The organism is Acidovorax sp. M14, assembly GCF_049331375.1.
GTDB lineage: Bacteria > Pseudomonadota > Gammaproteobacteria > Burkholderiales > Burkholderiaceae_C > Acidovorax.
Genome location: NZ_CP186263.1, coordinates 4,401,196 through 4,416,141, shown reverse-complemented (window position 1 = coordinate 4,416,141; position 14,946 = coordinate 4,401,196). Strand labels below are relative to the sequence as shown.

The following is a 14,946-nucleotide window of genomic DNA, read 5'->3' as shown; positions in this document are numbered from 1 at the left end:
CAGCCCGCTTGCCGGTAGATTGGGCACCATGCCCGCCGTCGCCCCCGCGCCTTCGTCCCCCGCTGCTCTGCGCCAGTGGACCACCGACGTGGTGGCGCCCCCCGCGCGCCTGGACTACTGGGTGGGTGCGATCTGCGAGGCGTTTCTGGAGATGGACTGCAGCTCCCGCGAGGCACCGCTGTTTGGCGGCGAGCTGCAAAGCCTGCCGGTGGAGACGCTCTCTATCAACCGCGTGCGGGCCTCTACCCAGGACGTGTTTCGCACGCCCGCCGGCATTGCGCGCAGCCGCCAGCTGCCCTTCTACCTGATCGGCCAGGCCGAGACCGCGTGGCATGTGCGCCAGGACGGCCATGTGGCCCACCTGCGGCCGGGCGATGTGGTGCTGCTGGATTCGGCCCGGCCGTACGAACTGCACTTCCCAGAAGGCGTGCACTGTGTGTCGCTGCAGCTGCCGCGCGCCTGGGTGGGGCAGTGGCTGCAGCAGGCCGAGGCACCCGGGCCGCGTGTGGCCTGGCGCGACCAGGGCTGGGGCCAGAGCCTGGGGGCGCTCGCCGTGCAGCTGGCGCGTGATCCGGCCTCGGCGCGGGCCCTTCCCCCCGCGTTGCTGTCCGACCACCTGGGCGCGCTGCTGTGCGCGGCGCTGGAGCCGCCCCAGCCACCCACCCCCACGGCAGCAGGCAGCCTGCATGCCCACCTGTGCGCGCTGCTGCGGGCACGTATCGACCAGCCCAGCCTCTCGGCCCCGGCGCTGGCGCAGGAGGCGGGTGTGTCGCTGCGCACCCTGCACCGGGCGTTTGCGGCGCAGGGCCACACCTTTGCGGGCACCCTGCGCGAACTGCGCCTGGCGCGTGCGGCCGATCTGCTGCGCCGCCACCAGCTTGCCCATGTGGCCGTGGGCGAGATCGGGCGGCGCTGCGGCTTTGCCGACCCCTCGCATTTCGCACGCGCCTTTCAGCGCGCCATGGGCGTGTCGCCCGCGCAGTGGCGGCGCGGCGGCTGATTCCAATCCGTCTCCCCATCCTCCGTGTCGTCGTGGCTTCGCCTTGCCGTGCTGCACGGCGGTGGAGCTTTTGGCACACCCAGCACAGCCCGCTGGCGCGCACGGGCCATTCCGCGCCGCACGGTGTTTCTAAGGTAACGGCTGGGCGGATAGCCCGGTCCTGCAACACAACCCCAAGGAGACACACACATGCCGGATACCTATGTCCTGGTCCATGGCGCCTGGCACACCGGTGCCGAGATGGAAGCCACCGCCACGCACCTGCGGGCGCGCGGCCACACGGTGCACTGCCCCACGCTCGCGGGCAACAACCCTGGCGACGATCGCGCGGCCACGGGCCTGGCCGATGCGGTGGATTCGCTGGCGGCCTTCATTGAGGGCCAGGGCCTGAGCGATGTGCGCCTGGTGGGCCACAGCTACGGCGGCATGGTCATCAGCCACATGCCTGCGCGCCTGCCCGGGCGCATCCGCCGCCTGGTGTACTGGAACGCCTTTGTGCCGCAGCCGGGCGAGTGCCTGAACGATCTGGTGCCGCCGCACTACCGCGCGCTGTTCGACCAGGTCGCGGCCAGCAACGGCAACGCCGTGATGCTGCCGTACCCCATCTGGCGCGAGGCCTTCATCAACGACGCCGACGAGGCCCTGGCGCAAAGCACCTATGCGCTGCTCAACCCCCACCCCTACCGCACTTTCACCGAACCCGCGCAGCTGCCCGTGCCGCTGGCCACGCTGGAGGTGGGCAAGAGCTACCTGAACGCGCAGCAAGACACCGCGCTGCCCCACAGCCTGCCCTGGCACCCGCGCCTGTCGGAGCGGCTGGGCCTGTTCCGCCTGGTGGAGTGCGCGGGCAGCCACGAGCTGTGCTTTTCCGACCCGGCATCGGCGGCGCTGCACATCGAGCGGGCCGGGCGCGACTGACGGACCCTGCGCAGGGAGTATTCATCGGTTTTTGAGTGTTTTTGGCACCAAGCGCTAGATGAATATGCGTCGGCAGCTATCAATTCAATAGCGTTCCGCCCTGGCCCGCCTCCAGCAGCCGCGTGAGCAGCGGGTGCATCACCTTGCGCGCGCTGTAGATCAAGTGAAACTGCTCCTGCACATCGGGCGCGGTGCCCACCTGCACCAGCCCGTGGGTCTGGGCCAGGTGCTCGCCCAGCGAGACCGGCGCGGGCATCACGCCCATGCCGGTGGCGGCAAAGGTGCTCAAGAGGGCGCTGTCTTCAAACTCCCCGGCAATGTGCGGGCGGATGCGCTCGCGCTCCAGCCAATGGTCAATGCGCGCGCGCATGGCGGCGTGGTCGGTGGGCAGCAGCACGGGCACCACGGCCAGGCTGTGCGGAAAGTGGTTGGCCGCCGCCTCGGCCCACAGCGGCGGCGCGTACCAGGCAATCGCACTCGTGCCCAGCAGCTGGCTGGTGGTGCGCAAAGCGGGGTTGGGCGGCGCGGCGCGGTCGGCCAGCACGGCGTCCAGCTTGTGCAGCGCCAGCTCGCCCAAGAGGGGCTGGAACTCGCCCTCGTGGCACAGCAGGCGCAGATGGGGCTCGTCCAGCACGGGGGTCAGCAGCCGGTGCACGGCCAGCTTGGCAATGCCGTCGGAGATGCCCAGGTTCAGCCGCAGCGTCTGGCCTGTGGCGGCCTCGCGCACGCGCACGGGCAGCAGCTCGCCCAGCGCAAAGATGTGGTCGGCCTCGTGCAGCGCGGCCACGCCCGCGTCGGTCAGCACCAGGTTGCGGCCCTCGGTGCGCAGCAGGCTCACGCCCAGCGACTTTTCCAGCTCGCGCACCTGGGCGCTAATGGTCTGCACGGCCATGTCCAGCCGCTCGGCGGCGCGGGCAATGCCGCCCTCCTTGGCCACCACCCAGAAGTAGAAAAGATGGCGGTAGTTGAAGCTCTGGCTCATGGGGTTTTCCGAGGGGAGAAGTCGAGGGAAGGTGTTTGGTTCGTAAAAACCGAACCAATACTACTGTGATCACAGGTTTTAAAGAAGTATCCCGGCCCCTACAGTGCGGGGCTTGGGCACCCGGCTGGTCTGGGCGTATGAGGGCATCTCTGGAGAAACTCGATGGAAACAATCGGAACGTGGTGGATGTGGGCGGGATTTGCCGTCTTCGTGGTCATCGCCATTGGCGTGGACCTGCTGGTCATGGAGCGCCAGGGCGCGCACAAGGTCACCATGGGCGAGGCCGCGCGCTGGAGCCTGTTGTGGTTCTCACTGGCCTTTGTGTTCGTGGCCATTCTGTGGTGGTACCTGGACAGCAGCCAGGGGCGCGAGGTCGCCAACACGGTGTCCATGCAGTTCATCACCGGCTATCTGGTGGAGAAGAGCCTGTCGGTGGACAACATCTTCGTCTTCCTGATGCTGTTCAGCTACTTTGCCGTGCCACCGCAGTACCAGAAGCGCGCGCTCATCATCGGCATCATCGGCGCCATCGTGCTGCGCACGCTGCTCATACTGGCAGGCGCGTGGCTGCTGGCCACCTTCCACTGGCTGCTGTATGTGTTCGGTGCGTTCCTGGTCGTCACGGGCGTGAAGATGTGGTTTGCCGCCGGGCAGGAACCTGACATCGCCACCAACCCGGTGCTCAAGTTCCTGAAAAAGCGCATCCGCATCACCGACCAGTTCGACGGTGAAAAGCTCTCCACCATGATCAATGGCGTCAAGCACTACACGCCGCTGTTCGTGGTGCTGATCCTGATCGGCACGACCGACATCATCTTTGCGGTGGACAGCATCCCGGCCATCTTCGCGATCACCAGTGACCCGTTCATCGTGCTCACGGCCAACATCTTTGCCATCCTGGGCCTGCGTGCGCTGTACTTCCTACTGGCAGACCTGGCCGACCGCTTCCACCTGCTGGCCTACGGCCTGGCGCTGGTCCTGGTCTTCATCGGCGGCAAGATGTTGCTCATCGACTTTGTGAAGATTCCGATTGGCTATGCCTTGCTGGTCACGGCCACGCTGATCGCCGGGTCGATCTTCCTGTCGCTGCGCAATTCGGGCGAGGCGGCCAAGGGCGCCCCACCCGCACTGCCCCCCAAGGCCTGATCGCTGCCGAACCGGGAGACCCGAGCCATGGATCTGATCGAATCGGTGATGCTGTGCATGTTGCTGGGCCTGGTGGGTGCCACCGCAATGGCCTACCGCGCGGAGAACGAGCCGCGCGACGTGCGCCTGCTGGTGGGCCTCACCACCTTGTGGGGCGCTGGCACCGCGGTAGCGTTCGTCGCATGATGCAGCCGCTGTGTCGCCTGCGCCGCTGGCTGCGGGCCCTGGAGCCCCGGGCCCGGCAGCTGCTGGACCGCAGCTGGCTGGCGCAGTTCCAGCCCTGGCTGGAGCAGCGCGCGCTGTTCCGCTTTCAGCGCCAGCCGCTGGCGCGCGGGGTGGCGGCGGGCATGTTCTGCGGCCTGATCCCCGGGCCGCTGCAGATCCCGGGCACGCTGCTGGTGTGCGCCTGGCTGCGCGGCAACGTGGTGGCCGGGGGCGTGGCCACCTTCTATACCAACCCGCTCACCACCGTGCCGCTGTATGTGATGGCCTTCTACCTCGGGGCGCTGGTGATGCCCGGCGCGCAGACCCTGCCCGCCTGGAGCAGCGTGGAGCCGGGCGGAGAGTTCACGGTGCAAGCCCTGGGCACCTGGATGCAGGCACTGGGCACGCCGCTTTTGATCGGCCTGCCCACGCTGGGCCTGCTGCTGGCGGTGCTGGGTTATGTGACGGTGCAGCTGCTGTGGCTCGCACCCGCCTTGCACCGCAAGCGAAGGCTGGCGCGCAGCCGCTGAGGGGGGTCAGTCGAGTTTTACGCCCACCTTGGTGATGACGCGCCCCCACTTCTCCCGCTCGGTGCGTGCAAAGCTGCCCATCTGGGCAGCGGTGCCGGGCATGGGCTCCACACCCAGGGCCTGCAGGCGCGCCTTGGTGCGCGTGTCGGCCAGGGCGGTCTGCAGTGCCTTGCTGAAGTTCGCCACCACATCGGCCGGCGCGCCGGTGGGCACCACCAGGCCTTGCCACGCAAAACCTTCAAACCCTTGCAGGCCCTGCTCGGAAATCGTGGGCACATCGGGCATGGTCGCCACGCGCTGGGGGCTGGCGACGCCAATGGCGCGCACCTTGTTGCCCGCGAGGAACGGGTACACCGTGGCGCTGTCGATCCACATCGCGGACACCTGGCCGCCGATCACATCCTGGATGGCCGGGGCCGCACCGCGGTACGGCACGTGAGTGAGCTTGAGACCGCTCTGCTCGCGGAACAGCTCGCCCACCAGGTGGTGCGGGCTGCCGGGGCCGGCGGACGCCCAGTTCACCCCATCGGGCATGCCCTTGGCCCAGGCCATGAACTCCTTGAGGTTCTTGGCCGGCACGCTGTTGGACACCACCAGGAACATCGGAAAGCGCACCAGCAGGCCCACGGGCTGGAAGTCCTTCTCGGCGTTGTAGCTCAGCTTGCTGAACAAAAACGGGTTGGCCGCCAGCGTGGCGAAGTCGGCCGAGAACATCAGGTTGCCGTAGTCCTTGTTGCGCGCGCTGTACTCGGCGGCAATGTTGGTGCCCGCGCCGGGCTTGTTGTTGATGATGATGGTGCGGCCCAGCGTGGCCGACATCGACTCGGCAATGGTGCGCGCCACGATGTCCGAGCCGCCGCCTGCGGCGTAGCCCACCACCCATTCGAGCGGCTTGGAGTCCTGGGCGTGGGCCAGGGGCAAGGTGGTGGCCAGGGCCAGGCCCGCGAGGGTGGCGAGGAAATGTTTGCGCTGCATGGTGGTGTTGTCTCCGTTTTGGTCAAGGTTCAAGGCGAGTCGGGCCCTGCACCGTCTGCGCGGTGCTGAAGCCGTGGGGATGAAAAGGGGTTGCGGCTAGGCTGCCACCGCGTGGGTGGGCACCACTGGCGTGATGGCCGGGGTGGTGCGCCGGTCGGCCGTGGGCACGGCGCTACCGCGCGCCAGTTGCAGCGCGTGCTGCAGCGTGGCTTGGTCGCCGATGTGGTTGGCTAGCAGCAGCACCAGGCGTGCGTTCATGGCGTGGCTTTCGGGCGTGGACAGGCCCTGGTGCGCCGCAATCAGCGCTTCATAGAAGTCGTCGCAGGCCTGCAGGTTCGGTTGGGTGTTCAGCATGGGCATGTTCCTTGTCGTCTTCCTGGTCAGACGGCTGCGGCCGTGGCACGGGCCAGTGCGCTGCGCACCGCCACTTCGGTGGGTGTGCGCCAGCGTGCGCACACATGCTGGTCGGGCCGCACCAGGTACACGGTGCGCGGCAGCGCATCCAGCCGCTGGGCGGCCAGCGCCTGGTGGTCGATCACGTCGATGCCGATCTGCAGCACCTTCACACCGGGCAGTTCATGGGCCCATGCCGGGGCCGGGCCAAACACCAGCAGCGTGAAGTCAGGCCCCAGCTCGCGCAGCAGCCAGGTGGGCTGGCCCTGTTTCGTCAACGGTGCGTCCAGCAGCACGGCACCGGGCACCTGGGTGCCTGCGAAGTGATCGGTATCCGGCGTGTTCAGGGGCGACTGGTTCAGCGTGGCGGGCACCGACAGGCGCCCGCTGTTGACGATGCGCCTTGCAAACGCATGTTCGCGCGCCAGATGCAGTGCCGCGTCGCGGAACAGGCGGCTCACCTCGCTCTTGGGCGTGATGAAGTCGGTGGCGCGGGTGGAGTTGCACAGGTTCTCGTCGGCGGCGTATTCGCGCTCTGGCCCATAGGTGGCTACCAGCGCGGGACTGGCGCGGCCTTGGAGCACCCAGTCCAGCTTCCAGGCCAGGTTCTCGGAGTCCTGCACGCCGCTGTTGGCGCCCCGTGCGCCGAAGGGCGACACACCGTGCGCGCTGTCGCCCGCGAAGATGACGCGGCCGTGCACGAACTGGTCCATGCGCAGGCAGGCAAAGGTATAGACGCTGGCCCAGTCCAGCTCAAAGTGCGCATCGGCACCCAGCAGCGCCTGCACGCGCGGGATGATGTTCTCAGGCTTCTTTTCTTCTTCGGGGTCGGCGTCCCAGCCCAGCTGGAAGTCGATGCGCCACACGTTGTCGGGCTGTCGGTGCAGCAGCACGCTCTGGTTGGGATGGAAGGGCGGGTCGAACCAGAACCAGCGCTCGGTGGGGAAGTCCGCCTCATCCGCCAGCTTCACGTCGGCGATCAGGAAGCGGTCCTGAAAAATGCGCCCCTTGCTCTCCAGCCCCAGCATCTGCCGCGTGGGCGAGCGCGCGCCATCGCAGGCCACCAGCCATTGCGCGTCGATCTGGTAAGCGCCCTCGGGCGTGTCGATGCTCAGCAGTGCGCCGTCTGCGCGGCTTTGCACGGCCGTCACCTTGTTGTGCCAGCGGATGTCGATGCCCGGCAGCTGCAGCGCACGCTCCACCAGGTAGGCCTCGGCGTAGTACTGCTGCAGGTTGATGAAGGCGGGGCGCTCGTGGCCTTCTTCGGGCAGCAGGTTGAATTCATAGAGCTGCTCGTCTTTGAGGAACACCTTGCCCAGGTTCCACGACACCCCCTTGTCCACCATGCGCTGGCCCACGCCCAGGCGGTCCCAGATTTCGAGAGTGCGCTTGGCAAAGCAGATGGCGCGTGAGCCAATGGAGAGCTTGTGGTCATTGTCCAGCACCACCACACGTTGCCCGCGCTGGGCCAGGTCGATGGCGAGTGACAGGCCCACGGGACCTGCGCCGATGACCACGACGGGGTGCTGCGCAGGCGTCGTGCGGTCCTGGTCAGGCGAGCGCACATATCCAAAATCGAGAGCCTGCACCTCGGCGCCGCTGGCGTGGAAGGCTTCGGCGGGAATGTCTCTGGGGTTCATGTTTTTGTCTCCTCCAACCTCGGCAGCTCAGCCTTCTAACGCCTTCCACATCTGGATGTCGCGCTCGGCGGTCCAGATGCGTGGGTCGGGGTACTGCGTGGCCTCGTCGTAGGCACGGGTCACGTCAAACGGCATGCAGTGGTTGAAGATCACCCAGTGGCCGTACTTGGGCTGCAGCTTGGCAAACGTGGCCTCGTACACCTTGCGCAGGTCTTCACCCTTTGACGCACTTGCCTTCACGCTCTCGTACAGGTCGCTGATGAAGGCGCGTGTGCCCGCCAGGCCTGCCTGCACCTGCTCGGGCGTCTGCAGCGCGGCGCCCCGGCCGGGCACCAGCTTTTCGGGCTTCAGGGCCGCAATGTTGTCCAGCGTCTGGGGCCAGTCCTGGAAGTACGCATCGCCCGCATACGGCGTGGCGTCGAACTCCACCAGGTCGCCGCTGAACAGGATCTTTTCTTGCGGGAGCCAGGCCACCGTGTCGCCCTTGGTGTGGCCCCGGCCCAGCTGCAGGATCTGCACCTCCAGCTTGCCCAGCCACAGGGTCATCTTTTGGTTGAAGGTCATCGTGGGCCAGGTCAGGCCGTCGGGCACGCTCTCCACGTTCTGGAACAGGCGCGGAAAGCGGCCGATCTCGCTGTCCTTGTCGAACTGGCCGCGCTCCACGATCAGGTCGCGCGTGTCCTCGCTGGCAATGATGTGCTCGGCACCGTAAGCGCTGGCACCCAGCACGCGCACTGCGTGGTAGTGGGAAAGCAGCACGTATTGGATGGGCTTGTCCGTCACCTCGCGGATGCGGCGGATCACGTCCTGCGCCATCACGGGCGTGGCCTGGGTGTCGATCACCATCACCGCGTCGTCGCCAATGATGATGCCGGTGTTGGGGTCGCCCTCGGCCGTGTAGGCATAGGCGTGGTCGGAGAGCTTGTCGAAGCTCACCTTCTTCACTTCGAGGTCAGCGGCGGAGGCAAAGGTTTTGACGGTGCTCATGGTGGTGATTTGTTAATGGTGAATGCGTTTATCTAAACGGAATGCGTTGATGTTAGGCAAGAAATTTGTTTATGTCTAACGCATTTGTTTAGGTGTAAACCCGAGGGGTGAGTGAATGCTGCGCTGCATGGACAATCGCCCCATGCCCACCACGACCCCCGATCTGCCCCCCGCCGACGACGAAGACACGCCCCGCAGCCCGCGCGGCATCCAGAGCGTGGAGGTGGGCGGCCAGCTGCTGAAGGTGCTGGCCCGCACCGGTCGGCGCATGGCGCTCAAGGACCTGGCCCGCGCAGCGGACATGACGGCCGCCAAGGCCCACCCCTACCTGGTGAGCTTTGGCAAGCTGGGCCTGATCGAGCAGGACGCCGTGAGCGGCCACTACGGCCTGGGCCCCTTGGCCATGCAGCTGGGCCTGATCAGCCTGCAGCAGGTGGACCCAGTGCGCCTGGCCATTGCCGAGCTGCCCGCGCTGGCCCAGCGCATCGGCTACACCGTGTCGGCCTCGGTCTGGGGCGACAACGGCCCCACCATCATTCGTGTGGAAGAAGGCCCCACCGCCGTGTATGTGGCCATGCGCCACGGCACCACGGCCTCGGTGCGGCACACGGCCACGGGCAAGGTGTTTGCAGCCTTCGGCCCGCGCGAGCGCGCTGCCGCCGCGCTGGCGGCCGAAGGGTTTGCGGGTGCGCTGGATGAGCCCGCCTTTGCGGCCGAACTGGAGGCTGTGCGCCAGCACCAGATCAGCGAGGTAACGGACCAGCTCCTGCCCGGCATCAGCGCGCTGGCCACGCCGGTGTTCGATGGGTTTGGGCAGCTGGTGCTGTGCATCGCTGTGATTGGCCCCAGCGCCACGTTGCAGACTGGGCCCGCTAGCCCGGCAGCGCAGCACCTGCGGGAGGCGGCGCGGAGCTTGTCGCAGCGCCTGGGCGCGCCGGTCGGCCCTGTGTAGGCCGTTGGGCGATCAGCCCGCTGCGCGCCCCAGCGCCTGGTCGATGTCCCACAGGATGTCATCCAGGTCTTCAATCCCCACCGACAGCCGCACCATGTCCGCGCTCACCCCCGCGCGGGCCAGCTCTTCTTCATTGAGCTGCCGGTGCGTGGTCGATGCAGGGTGGATCACCAGCGTCTTCGCGTCGCCGATGTTGGCGAGGTGGCTCAAAAACTCGCAGGCGTCGATGAACTTCTCGCCCGCTGCTGCGCCTCCCTTCACGCCAAACGTGAGGATGCCCGAGGCGCCCGGCGTGCCGTCCACCGCGCGGAACTGTTTTTGCGCCAGGTCGAAATACGGCGAATCCGTCAGACCCGGATAGTGGACCCACGCCACCTGCGGGTGGCTTTGCAAAAACTTCGCTACGGCCAGCGCATTGCGGCAGTGCTCGCGCATGCGCAGGTGCAGCGTCTCGGCGCCCTGCAGCAGCTGCCACGCGTTCATGGGCGACAGCACGCCGCCGAAGGTGCGGTTGACCTCCATGCGCGCCTTCATGGTGTAGCCGAAGTCGCCAAAGGTCTCGTAGAACTTCACGCCGTGGTAGGCGCGGCTGGGCTCCACCATCTCGGGGAATTTGCCGTTGTCCCACGGGAACTTGCCGCCTTCCACCACCACACCACCCATGGTCGTACCGTGGCCGCCGATGTACTTGGTGGCGCTGTGCACCACGATGTCGGCGCCCAGTGCCAGCGGGTTGCACAGGTAGGGGCTGGCCACGGTGTTGTCGATGATGAGCGGCACATCGTATGCATGCGCCATGTCGGCAATCGCTGCGATGTCGAGCACGTTGACCAGCGGGTTGCCGATGGTCTCGCCATACACGGCGCGGGTGTTGGGGCGCATGGCGCGCGCAAAGTTCTGGGGGTCGGCCGGGTCGACAAAGGTGGTCTCGATGCCCAGGCGGCCAAAGCCCACGCCCAGCTGCCCCACCGTACCGCCGTAGAGCGTGCTGGCCGCCACGATGTGGTCACCGGCCTTCAAAATAGCCAGCAGCGCTGCCATCTGCGCGGCCATGCCGCTGGCGCACGCGAGCGCGGCGCGGCCGTTTTCAAGGCTCGCGATGCGCTCTTCAAAAACAGCCACCGTGGGGTTGCTGATGCGGCTGTAGACGTTGCCGAAGGTCTGCAGGTTGAACAGGCTGCTCGCGTGCTCGGCGTTGTCGAACACAAAGCTGGTCGTCTGGTGGATGGGCGTGGCGCGCGCGCCGGTCACGGGGTCGGGCTGGGCGCCGGCGTGGATGGCGCGGGTGCCAAAGCCGAAGTGGCGGTCGGCGCCGTTGGATGTGGGCTCTGTCATGGCGGTGGCGCAGCCCGCAGTGCTGCGCAGGGGGTTGGGTGAAGGAATTTGAATGAAATAGGCCGCAAGCGCTAGTGCAATATGCGCTGGCAGCTATCAATTTGCTAGTAAGGCAACTGCCGCAGCCGCTTGGCGCTGATCACGCGCGTGTTCACGCCCATCCAGCCCAGGCCACCAAACAGCCGCGCGTGTTCGATCTTCACGCAGCGGTTTTGAATGACTTGCAGGCCCGCCGCCTCGGCGCGCAGGCCGGCGGCCTCGTTGAACACGCCCAGCTGCAGCCACAGGCACTGTGCGCCGATGGCGACGGCTTCGTCGGCCAGTGGCGGGATGTCCTCACTCTTGCGAAAGCAGTCCACCATGTCGATCTTCTGGCCTTGCGCTGCCAGCGCTGCGGCCGCATCGGTCACGCTGGCGTAGGCCGTCTCGCCCAAAATCTGCCCGCCCTCCCGCGCCACCAGCGGGTTGACCGGCACGATGCGGTAGCCATGCGCCTGCATGTACTTGGCGGCAAAGTAGCTGGGGCGGTGCCATTGCGGCGAAAGGCCCACCACCGCAATGGTGCGGCAGGCGGTGAGCAGGTGGCGCAGGGTGCTGATGGTGTCGGGGGTGTGGAGCATGCAAACAGTGTACGCATGCCCCGGGTTCGCGGCGGAGGGTCAGGCTGGCGACTTGTACTTGATGCTGCACCCGTACGGCGCCGTCGTCGCTGCCGAGATGGGCTTGCCTGCCAACGCCTCGGCCAACCCCACCTTCACATAGTTGGTGGCCTTCTCGATGTCTGCCGGGCGGGCCGAGGGAATGCTGTCGATACCCCCCGCGTAGATCAGTTGGCCCTGCGGGTTGACGATGTACAGGTGGGGCGTGGTGCGCGCGCCGTAGCTCTTGCCCACGGTGCCTTCCTCGTCCATCAGCACAGCAGTGGGGGCGGCCTTGCGCTCCTGCTTCCAGGCCATCAGCTTGGCGGGCTCCAGGTAGTCGCTCGCGGCTTTTTCGGTGGAGTTGATGGACAGCCACACCACGCCTTTGCTGGTGGCATCTTTCTGTGTGGCGGGCATGTTGCCGCTGTCGTAGTGTTTGCGGACCAAGAGCCTGTTTCAAGTCTTTTGGGAGATCGCATTGGAGTGCAATCGGGATGAGTGGATGCTCCGGGTGCGCCGCATGGGCTCATGCCCATGCAAGCAGCCGGGGCGTCCAATCGCCCGATTTCACTCCAACCCTTCGGGCAAGTGCCTTGCCGGGCGGTCTGCGGCGTTGCGGCGCTTGCCAATAGCCGAGCTATTGGCCGCGCACCGCGCCTTGCACCCCATCCCGGCAAGGCGCTTGTGCGACTCCAAAAAGACTTGAAACAGGCTCTAGGGGGCAGCCGGGGTTGGTCCATTCCAGCACCACGTGTTTGCCCTTGAAGTCCGACAGGCGCACGGTTTTGCCCGACGTGTCCTTGAGCGTGAAGTCGGGCGCGGGCTGGCCCACGGTGGCGGCGGCCTGGGCGCCCAGGGCGACGAGGGCGGCGGTGGCGATCAACGTACGGCGAAGCAGCTTCATGGCGGGGTCTCCTGAAGGGTTGGCGGGTGGTCGAAAGCGGAAAGGTGGGCTGGCAGCGATCTACAGCTGGGCGATGGTGGCGCGCACCTCGTCCACGCTGAGCACCTCGGTCAGCACCACCGGTGGTTTGCCAGGGCGGTAGAACACGTACACCGGCACGCCGCTGCGGCCCAGCGACGCCAGGGCGGCGGTGATGGCGGGGTCGCGTCGCGTCCAGTCGGCGCGCAACAGGGCCACGTTCTTGGTTTGCAGGTCGGCGACCACGTTGGCATCCGCCAGCGTGGTCTTCTTGTTGTACTGGCAGGTCACGCACCAGGCGGCGGTGAAGTCCACAAACACGGGGCGGCCACCGGCCACGATCTGCTCGGCCGCGCCGGGTGCCCAGGGCTGCCAGCCGGTGGCGGAGACCTGCGAGGACGACGTGGCCGCCTGCGCGGCAGGCATGTTGGTGACGTGCGGCGCAAAGGCCCAGACCAGCAAGGCCATGGCCGCGATGGACACCGTGGCCATCCACACCCGCGCCCGCCCGGCCAGCGACAGGGCCCACACCACCAGCGACAGGCCCACCAGCAGGATCAGCAGCGCACCCGCGCCGTCGATGCCGCTTTGCTGGCCCAGCACCCACACCAGCCAGACCACGGTGGCCAGCATGGGGAAGGCCATCAGCTTGCGGAAGGTGTCCATCCACGCGCCGGGGCGTGGCAGGGCGCGCGCCACGGCGGGCACAAAGCTGGCCGCCAGATACGGCAGAGCCAGCCCCAGCCCCAGCGCCGCAAACACGGCCAGCGCCTGGGGCGCTGGCAGCGTGGCCGTTAGCCCCATGGACGCGCCCATGAATGGCGCCGTGCACGGCGACGCCACGGCCACGGCCAGCACGCCGGTGAGGAAGCTGTCGGCCACCGGGTGGCGCGCCTGCAGGCTGGCCACGGAGGACGGCAGGAAATGCCCGAACTCGAACACGCCCGCCAGGTTGAGCGCGATCAGCGTGAACAGCGCCGCCAGCGACGCCACCACGGCGGGCGACTGCAATTGGAAGCCCCAGCCCACCGCCTCACCCGCCGCGCGCAGGCCCAGCATGAGCGCGCCGAGGGCGATGAACGACAGCACCACACCCGCCGTGTACGCGATGCCGCTGATGCGGTGCGCGCGCCGGTCCTGCGCGTGCTGGGTAAAGCCGACCACTTTGATCGCGAGCACCGGGAACACGCAGGGCATGAGGTTGAGGATGAGCCCGCCGAGCAATGCGCCCAGCAGCGCGGCGGTGAGGGTGAGGGACGAGGCGCCAGAGCCTGTGGTCGGCGTTGCCGCGCCGCCTGCCTGTGCCGCATTGGCCTTGAGTGCGGCCTCCAGCGCGGGCGACACCGCAGCCACCGACGCACCCTGCGGCCAGGTGCCCAGCACCTTCAGCTCGGCGCGGTAGCCGGTGCGGGCGTCGGGGCCGGTGCCATGGCCCGGGGCCGCCTGCTCGGCCAGCACCACGGGCATCAGGCTGGGGCTGGCGCTGCGCTGGGCCGACAGGGGAATCTGCGCGGTCCACACGCTGCCGTTCCAGGCCTGCTTCCACTGCGCGGCGTTGTCGATGACTTCGGCGGTTTCGGGGAACAGGTCCAGCGTCTTGCCGCGCAGCGCCACGGGCAGGCCCTGCACGCTGACGTTGAGCAGATTGCCGTCCGCGATCTGCGCCTGGCTGTCGGGAACGACGCCGTTGGTGCCCGCCAGCACGGGCTGGGGCAGGGCCTTGGCGGCGGCCTCGAAAGCCGCGCCGTTGAGCGCGGTGGTGCTCTGGATGGGCAACTGCAGCGTGAACTCGCCTTCCTCAGGGATGCACTCCTTGCGGCACACCAGCCACGAGGCGCGCAGCTTGATCGTCGCGTCCTTGGCCAGCGGACCGGGCGCAAACGTGCTGGCCACCGTCACGGGCACGGGCAGCAGCACCGTGCCTTCGTAGCCATAGTTGGCCAGCGTGCCGATGGGGATCTTCTTGGGCAGGGGCCAGGCGATCTCGCCCGCGTCCAGCCCGGCGGGCAGCGTCCAGGCCAGGTCGGTGGGCAGGCCGGAGTCGCCGGGGTTCTTCCAGTAGGTGTGCCACTCGGGCTGGTGGGTGATCTGCAGGCCCAGCCACAGCGGCTGGCCGGGTGCCACGCCCTGGGGCGCATGGGCCAGCAGCTCGGCCCGCACATAGGGCGTGGTGACCACGCTGGTGCCCTGGCCGGTTGTTTTGGTGCCCAATTGGGCGATAGCGCTAGTCCATAAAGCGCTGGCAGCTATAAAAAAGAGAGTGGCTGCAAGGCGGTGGAACAGGCGTGAAGGCATGGTGCAGTGTGGGAGCGGGCGGGGCG

At 67.6% G+C, this 14,946-nt stretch carries 14 protein-coding genes and 2 pseudogenes; 6 read left to right on the top strand and 10 right to left on the bottom strand.

Annotation, left to right across the window (positions count from 1 at the left end):
- Nucleotides 1-28 precede the first annotated feature (28 nt).
- Together ACOYR4_RS20600 and ACOYR4_RS20595 are read left to right on the top strand one after the other, a co-directional pair.
- Nucleotides 29-1,000, top strand: a complete 972-nt coding sequence (locus ACOYR4_RS20600) for a helix-turn-helix domain-containing protein (protein ID WP_422847883.1) — start codon at nucleotides 29-31, stop codon at nucleotides 998-1,000.
- A gap of 189 nt (nucleotides 1,001-1,189) precedes the next feature.
- Complete coding sequence (locus tag ACOYR4_RS20595; RefSeq protein WP_422847882.1) at nucleotides 1,190-1,918, top strand: alpha/beta fold hydrolase; 729 nt, start codon at nucleotides 1,190-1,192, stop codon at nucleotides 1,916-1,918.
- 79 nt (nucleotides 1,919-1,997) lie between these two features.
- Here the strand turns inward: ACOYR4_RS20595 and ACOYR4_RS20590 are convergent, their stop codons facing one another.
- Complete coding sequence (locus ACOYR4_RS20590) at nucleotides 1,998-2,900, bottom strand: LysR family transcriptional regulator (protein ID WP_422847881.1); 903 nt, start codon at nucleotides 2,898-2,900, stop codon at nucleotides 1,998-2,000.
- Between the two features lie 162 nt (nucleotides 2,901-3,062).
- On the opposite strand from ACOYR4_RS20590, the gene ACOYR4_RS20585 reads away from it, so the two are divergent.
- Genes ACOYR4_RS20585 through ACOYR4_RS20575 form a run of 3 tightly spaced genes read left to right on the top strand, consistent with a single transcriptional unit; the run spans nucleotide 3,063 to nucleotide 4,780 of the window.
- Entirely contained in the window at nucleotides 3,063-4,046 is a 984-nt protein-coding gene (locus tag ACOYR4_RS20585) for a TerC family protein (protein ID WP_060987433.1), read from the top strand.
- Nucleotides 4,047-4,073: 27 nt separating this feature from the next.
- Nucleotides 4,074-4,232, top strand: a complete 159-nt coding sequence (locus ACOYR4_RS20580) for a hypothetical protein (RefSeq protein ID WP_167514376.1) — start codon at nucleotides 4,074-4,076, stop codon at nucleotides 4,230-4,232.
- Nucleotides 4,229-4,780, top strand: coding sequence for a DUF2062 domain-containing protein (locus tag ACOYR4_RS20575; protein ID WP_422847880.1), 552 nt, complete (start codon nucleotides 4,229-4,231; stop codon nucleotides 4,778-4,780). The genes ACOYR4_RS20580 and ACOYR4_RS20575 overlap by 4 nt, the downstream gene beginning before the upstream one ends.
- A 6-nt stretch (nucleotides 4,781-4,786) precedes the next feature.
- Here ACOYR4_RS20575 and ACOYR4_RS20570 read toward each other — a convergent pair whose 3' ends face one another.
- The 4 genes from ACOYR4_RS20570 to ACOYR4_RS20555 all read right to left on the bottom strand — a co-directional run bounded on the left by ACOYR4_RS20570 (nucleotide 4,787) and on the right by ACOYR4_RS20555 (nucleotide 8,775).
- On the bottom strand, nucleotides 4,787-5,755 hold the full coding sequence (locus tag ACOYR4_RS20570) for a Bug family tripartite tricarboxylate transporter substrate binding protein (protein ID WP_422847879.1): 969 nt from the start codon (nucleotides 5,753-5,755) through the stop codon (nucleotides 4,787-4,789).
- 96 nt (nucleotides 5,756-5,851) lie between these two features.
- Nucleotides 5,852-6,109: a DUF2783 domain-containing protein gene (locus ACOYR4_RS20565; RefSeq protein ID WP_015015947.1), complete on the bottom strand. Its 258-nt coding sequence runs from the start codon at nucleotides 6,107-6,109 to the stop codon at nucleotides 5,852-5,854.
- A gap of 26 nt (nucleotides 6,110-6,135) precedes the next feature.
- Nucleotides 6,136-7,788 (bottom strand): FAD-dependent oxidoreductase, encoded by a 1,653-nt coding sequence (locus tag ACOYR4_RS20560; RefSeq protein ID WP_422847878.1) that lies wholly within the window; start codon nucleotides 7,786-7,788, stop codon nucleotides 6,136-6,138.
- A gap of 27 nt (nucleotides 7,789-7,815) precedes the next feature.
- Complete coding sequence (locus ACOYR4_RS20555) at nucleotides 7,816-8,775, bottom strand: MBL fold metallo-hydrolase (protein ID WP_422847877.1); 960 nt, start codon at nucleotides 8,773-8,775, stop codon at nucleotides 7,816-7,818.
- 142 nt (nucleotides 8,776-8,917) lie between these two features.
- On the opposite strand from ACOYR4_RS20555, the gene ACOYR4_RS20550 reads away from it, so the two are divergent.
- Entirely contained in the window at nucleotides 8,918-9,727 is an 810-nt protein-coding gene (locus ACOYR4_RS20550) for an IclR family transcriptional regulator (protein WP_043565733.1), read from the top strand.
- Between the two features lie 12 nt (nucleotides 9,728-9,739).
- Here ACOYR4_RS20550 and ACOYR4_RS20545 read toward each other — a convergent pair whose 3' ends face one another.
- The 5 genes and pseudogenes from ACOYR4_RS20545 to ACOYR4_RS20525 form a co-directional block, all read right to left on the bottom strand.
- Nucleotides 9,740-11,062, bottom strand: coding sequence for an O-acetylhomoserine aminocarboxypropyltransferase/cysteine synthase family protein (locus ACOYR4_RS20545; protein ID WP_422847876.1), 1,323 nt, complete (start codon nucleotides 11,060-11,062; stop codon nucleotides 9,740-9,742).
- 104 nt (nucleotides 11,063-11,166) lie between these two features.
- Nucleotides 11,167-11,682: a CoA-binding protein gene (locus tag ACOYR4_RS20540; RefSeq protein ID WP_422847875.1), complete on the bottom strand. Its 516-nt coding sequence runs from the start codon at nucleotides 11,680-11,682 to the stop codon at nucleotides 11,167-11,169.
- Nucleotides 11,683-11,721: 39 nt separating this feature from the next.
- Nucleotides 11,722-12,147 (bottom strand): annotated as a pseudogene (locus ACOYR4_RS20535) (thioredoxin family protein); the annotation flags it as partial.
- Nucleotides 12,148-12,419: 272 nt separating this feature from the next.
- Nucleotides 12,420-12,607 (bottom strand): annotated as a pseudogene (locus ACOYR4_RS20530) (redoxin domain-containing protein); the annotation flags it as partial.
- 60 nt (nucleotides 12,608-12,667) lie between these two features.
- Nucleotides 12,668-14,920 (bottom strand): protein-disulfide reductase DsbD family protein, encoded by a 2,253-nt coding sequence (locus ACOYR4_RS20525; protein ID WP_422847874.1) that lies wholly within the window; start codon nucleotides 14,918-14,920, stop codon nucleotides 12,668-12,670.
- Nucleotides 14,921-14,946: the final 26 nt, after the last annotated feature.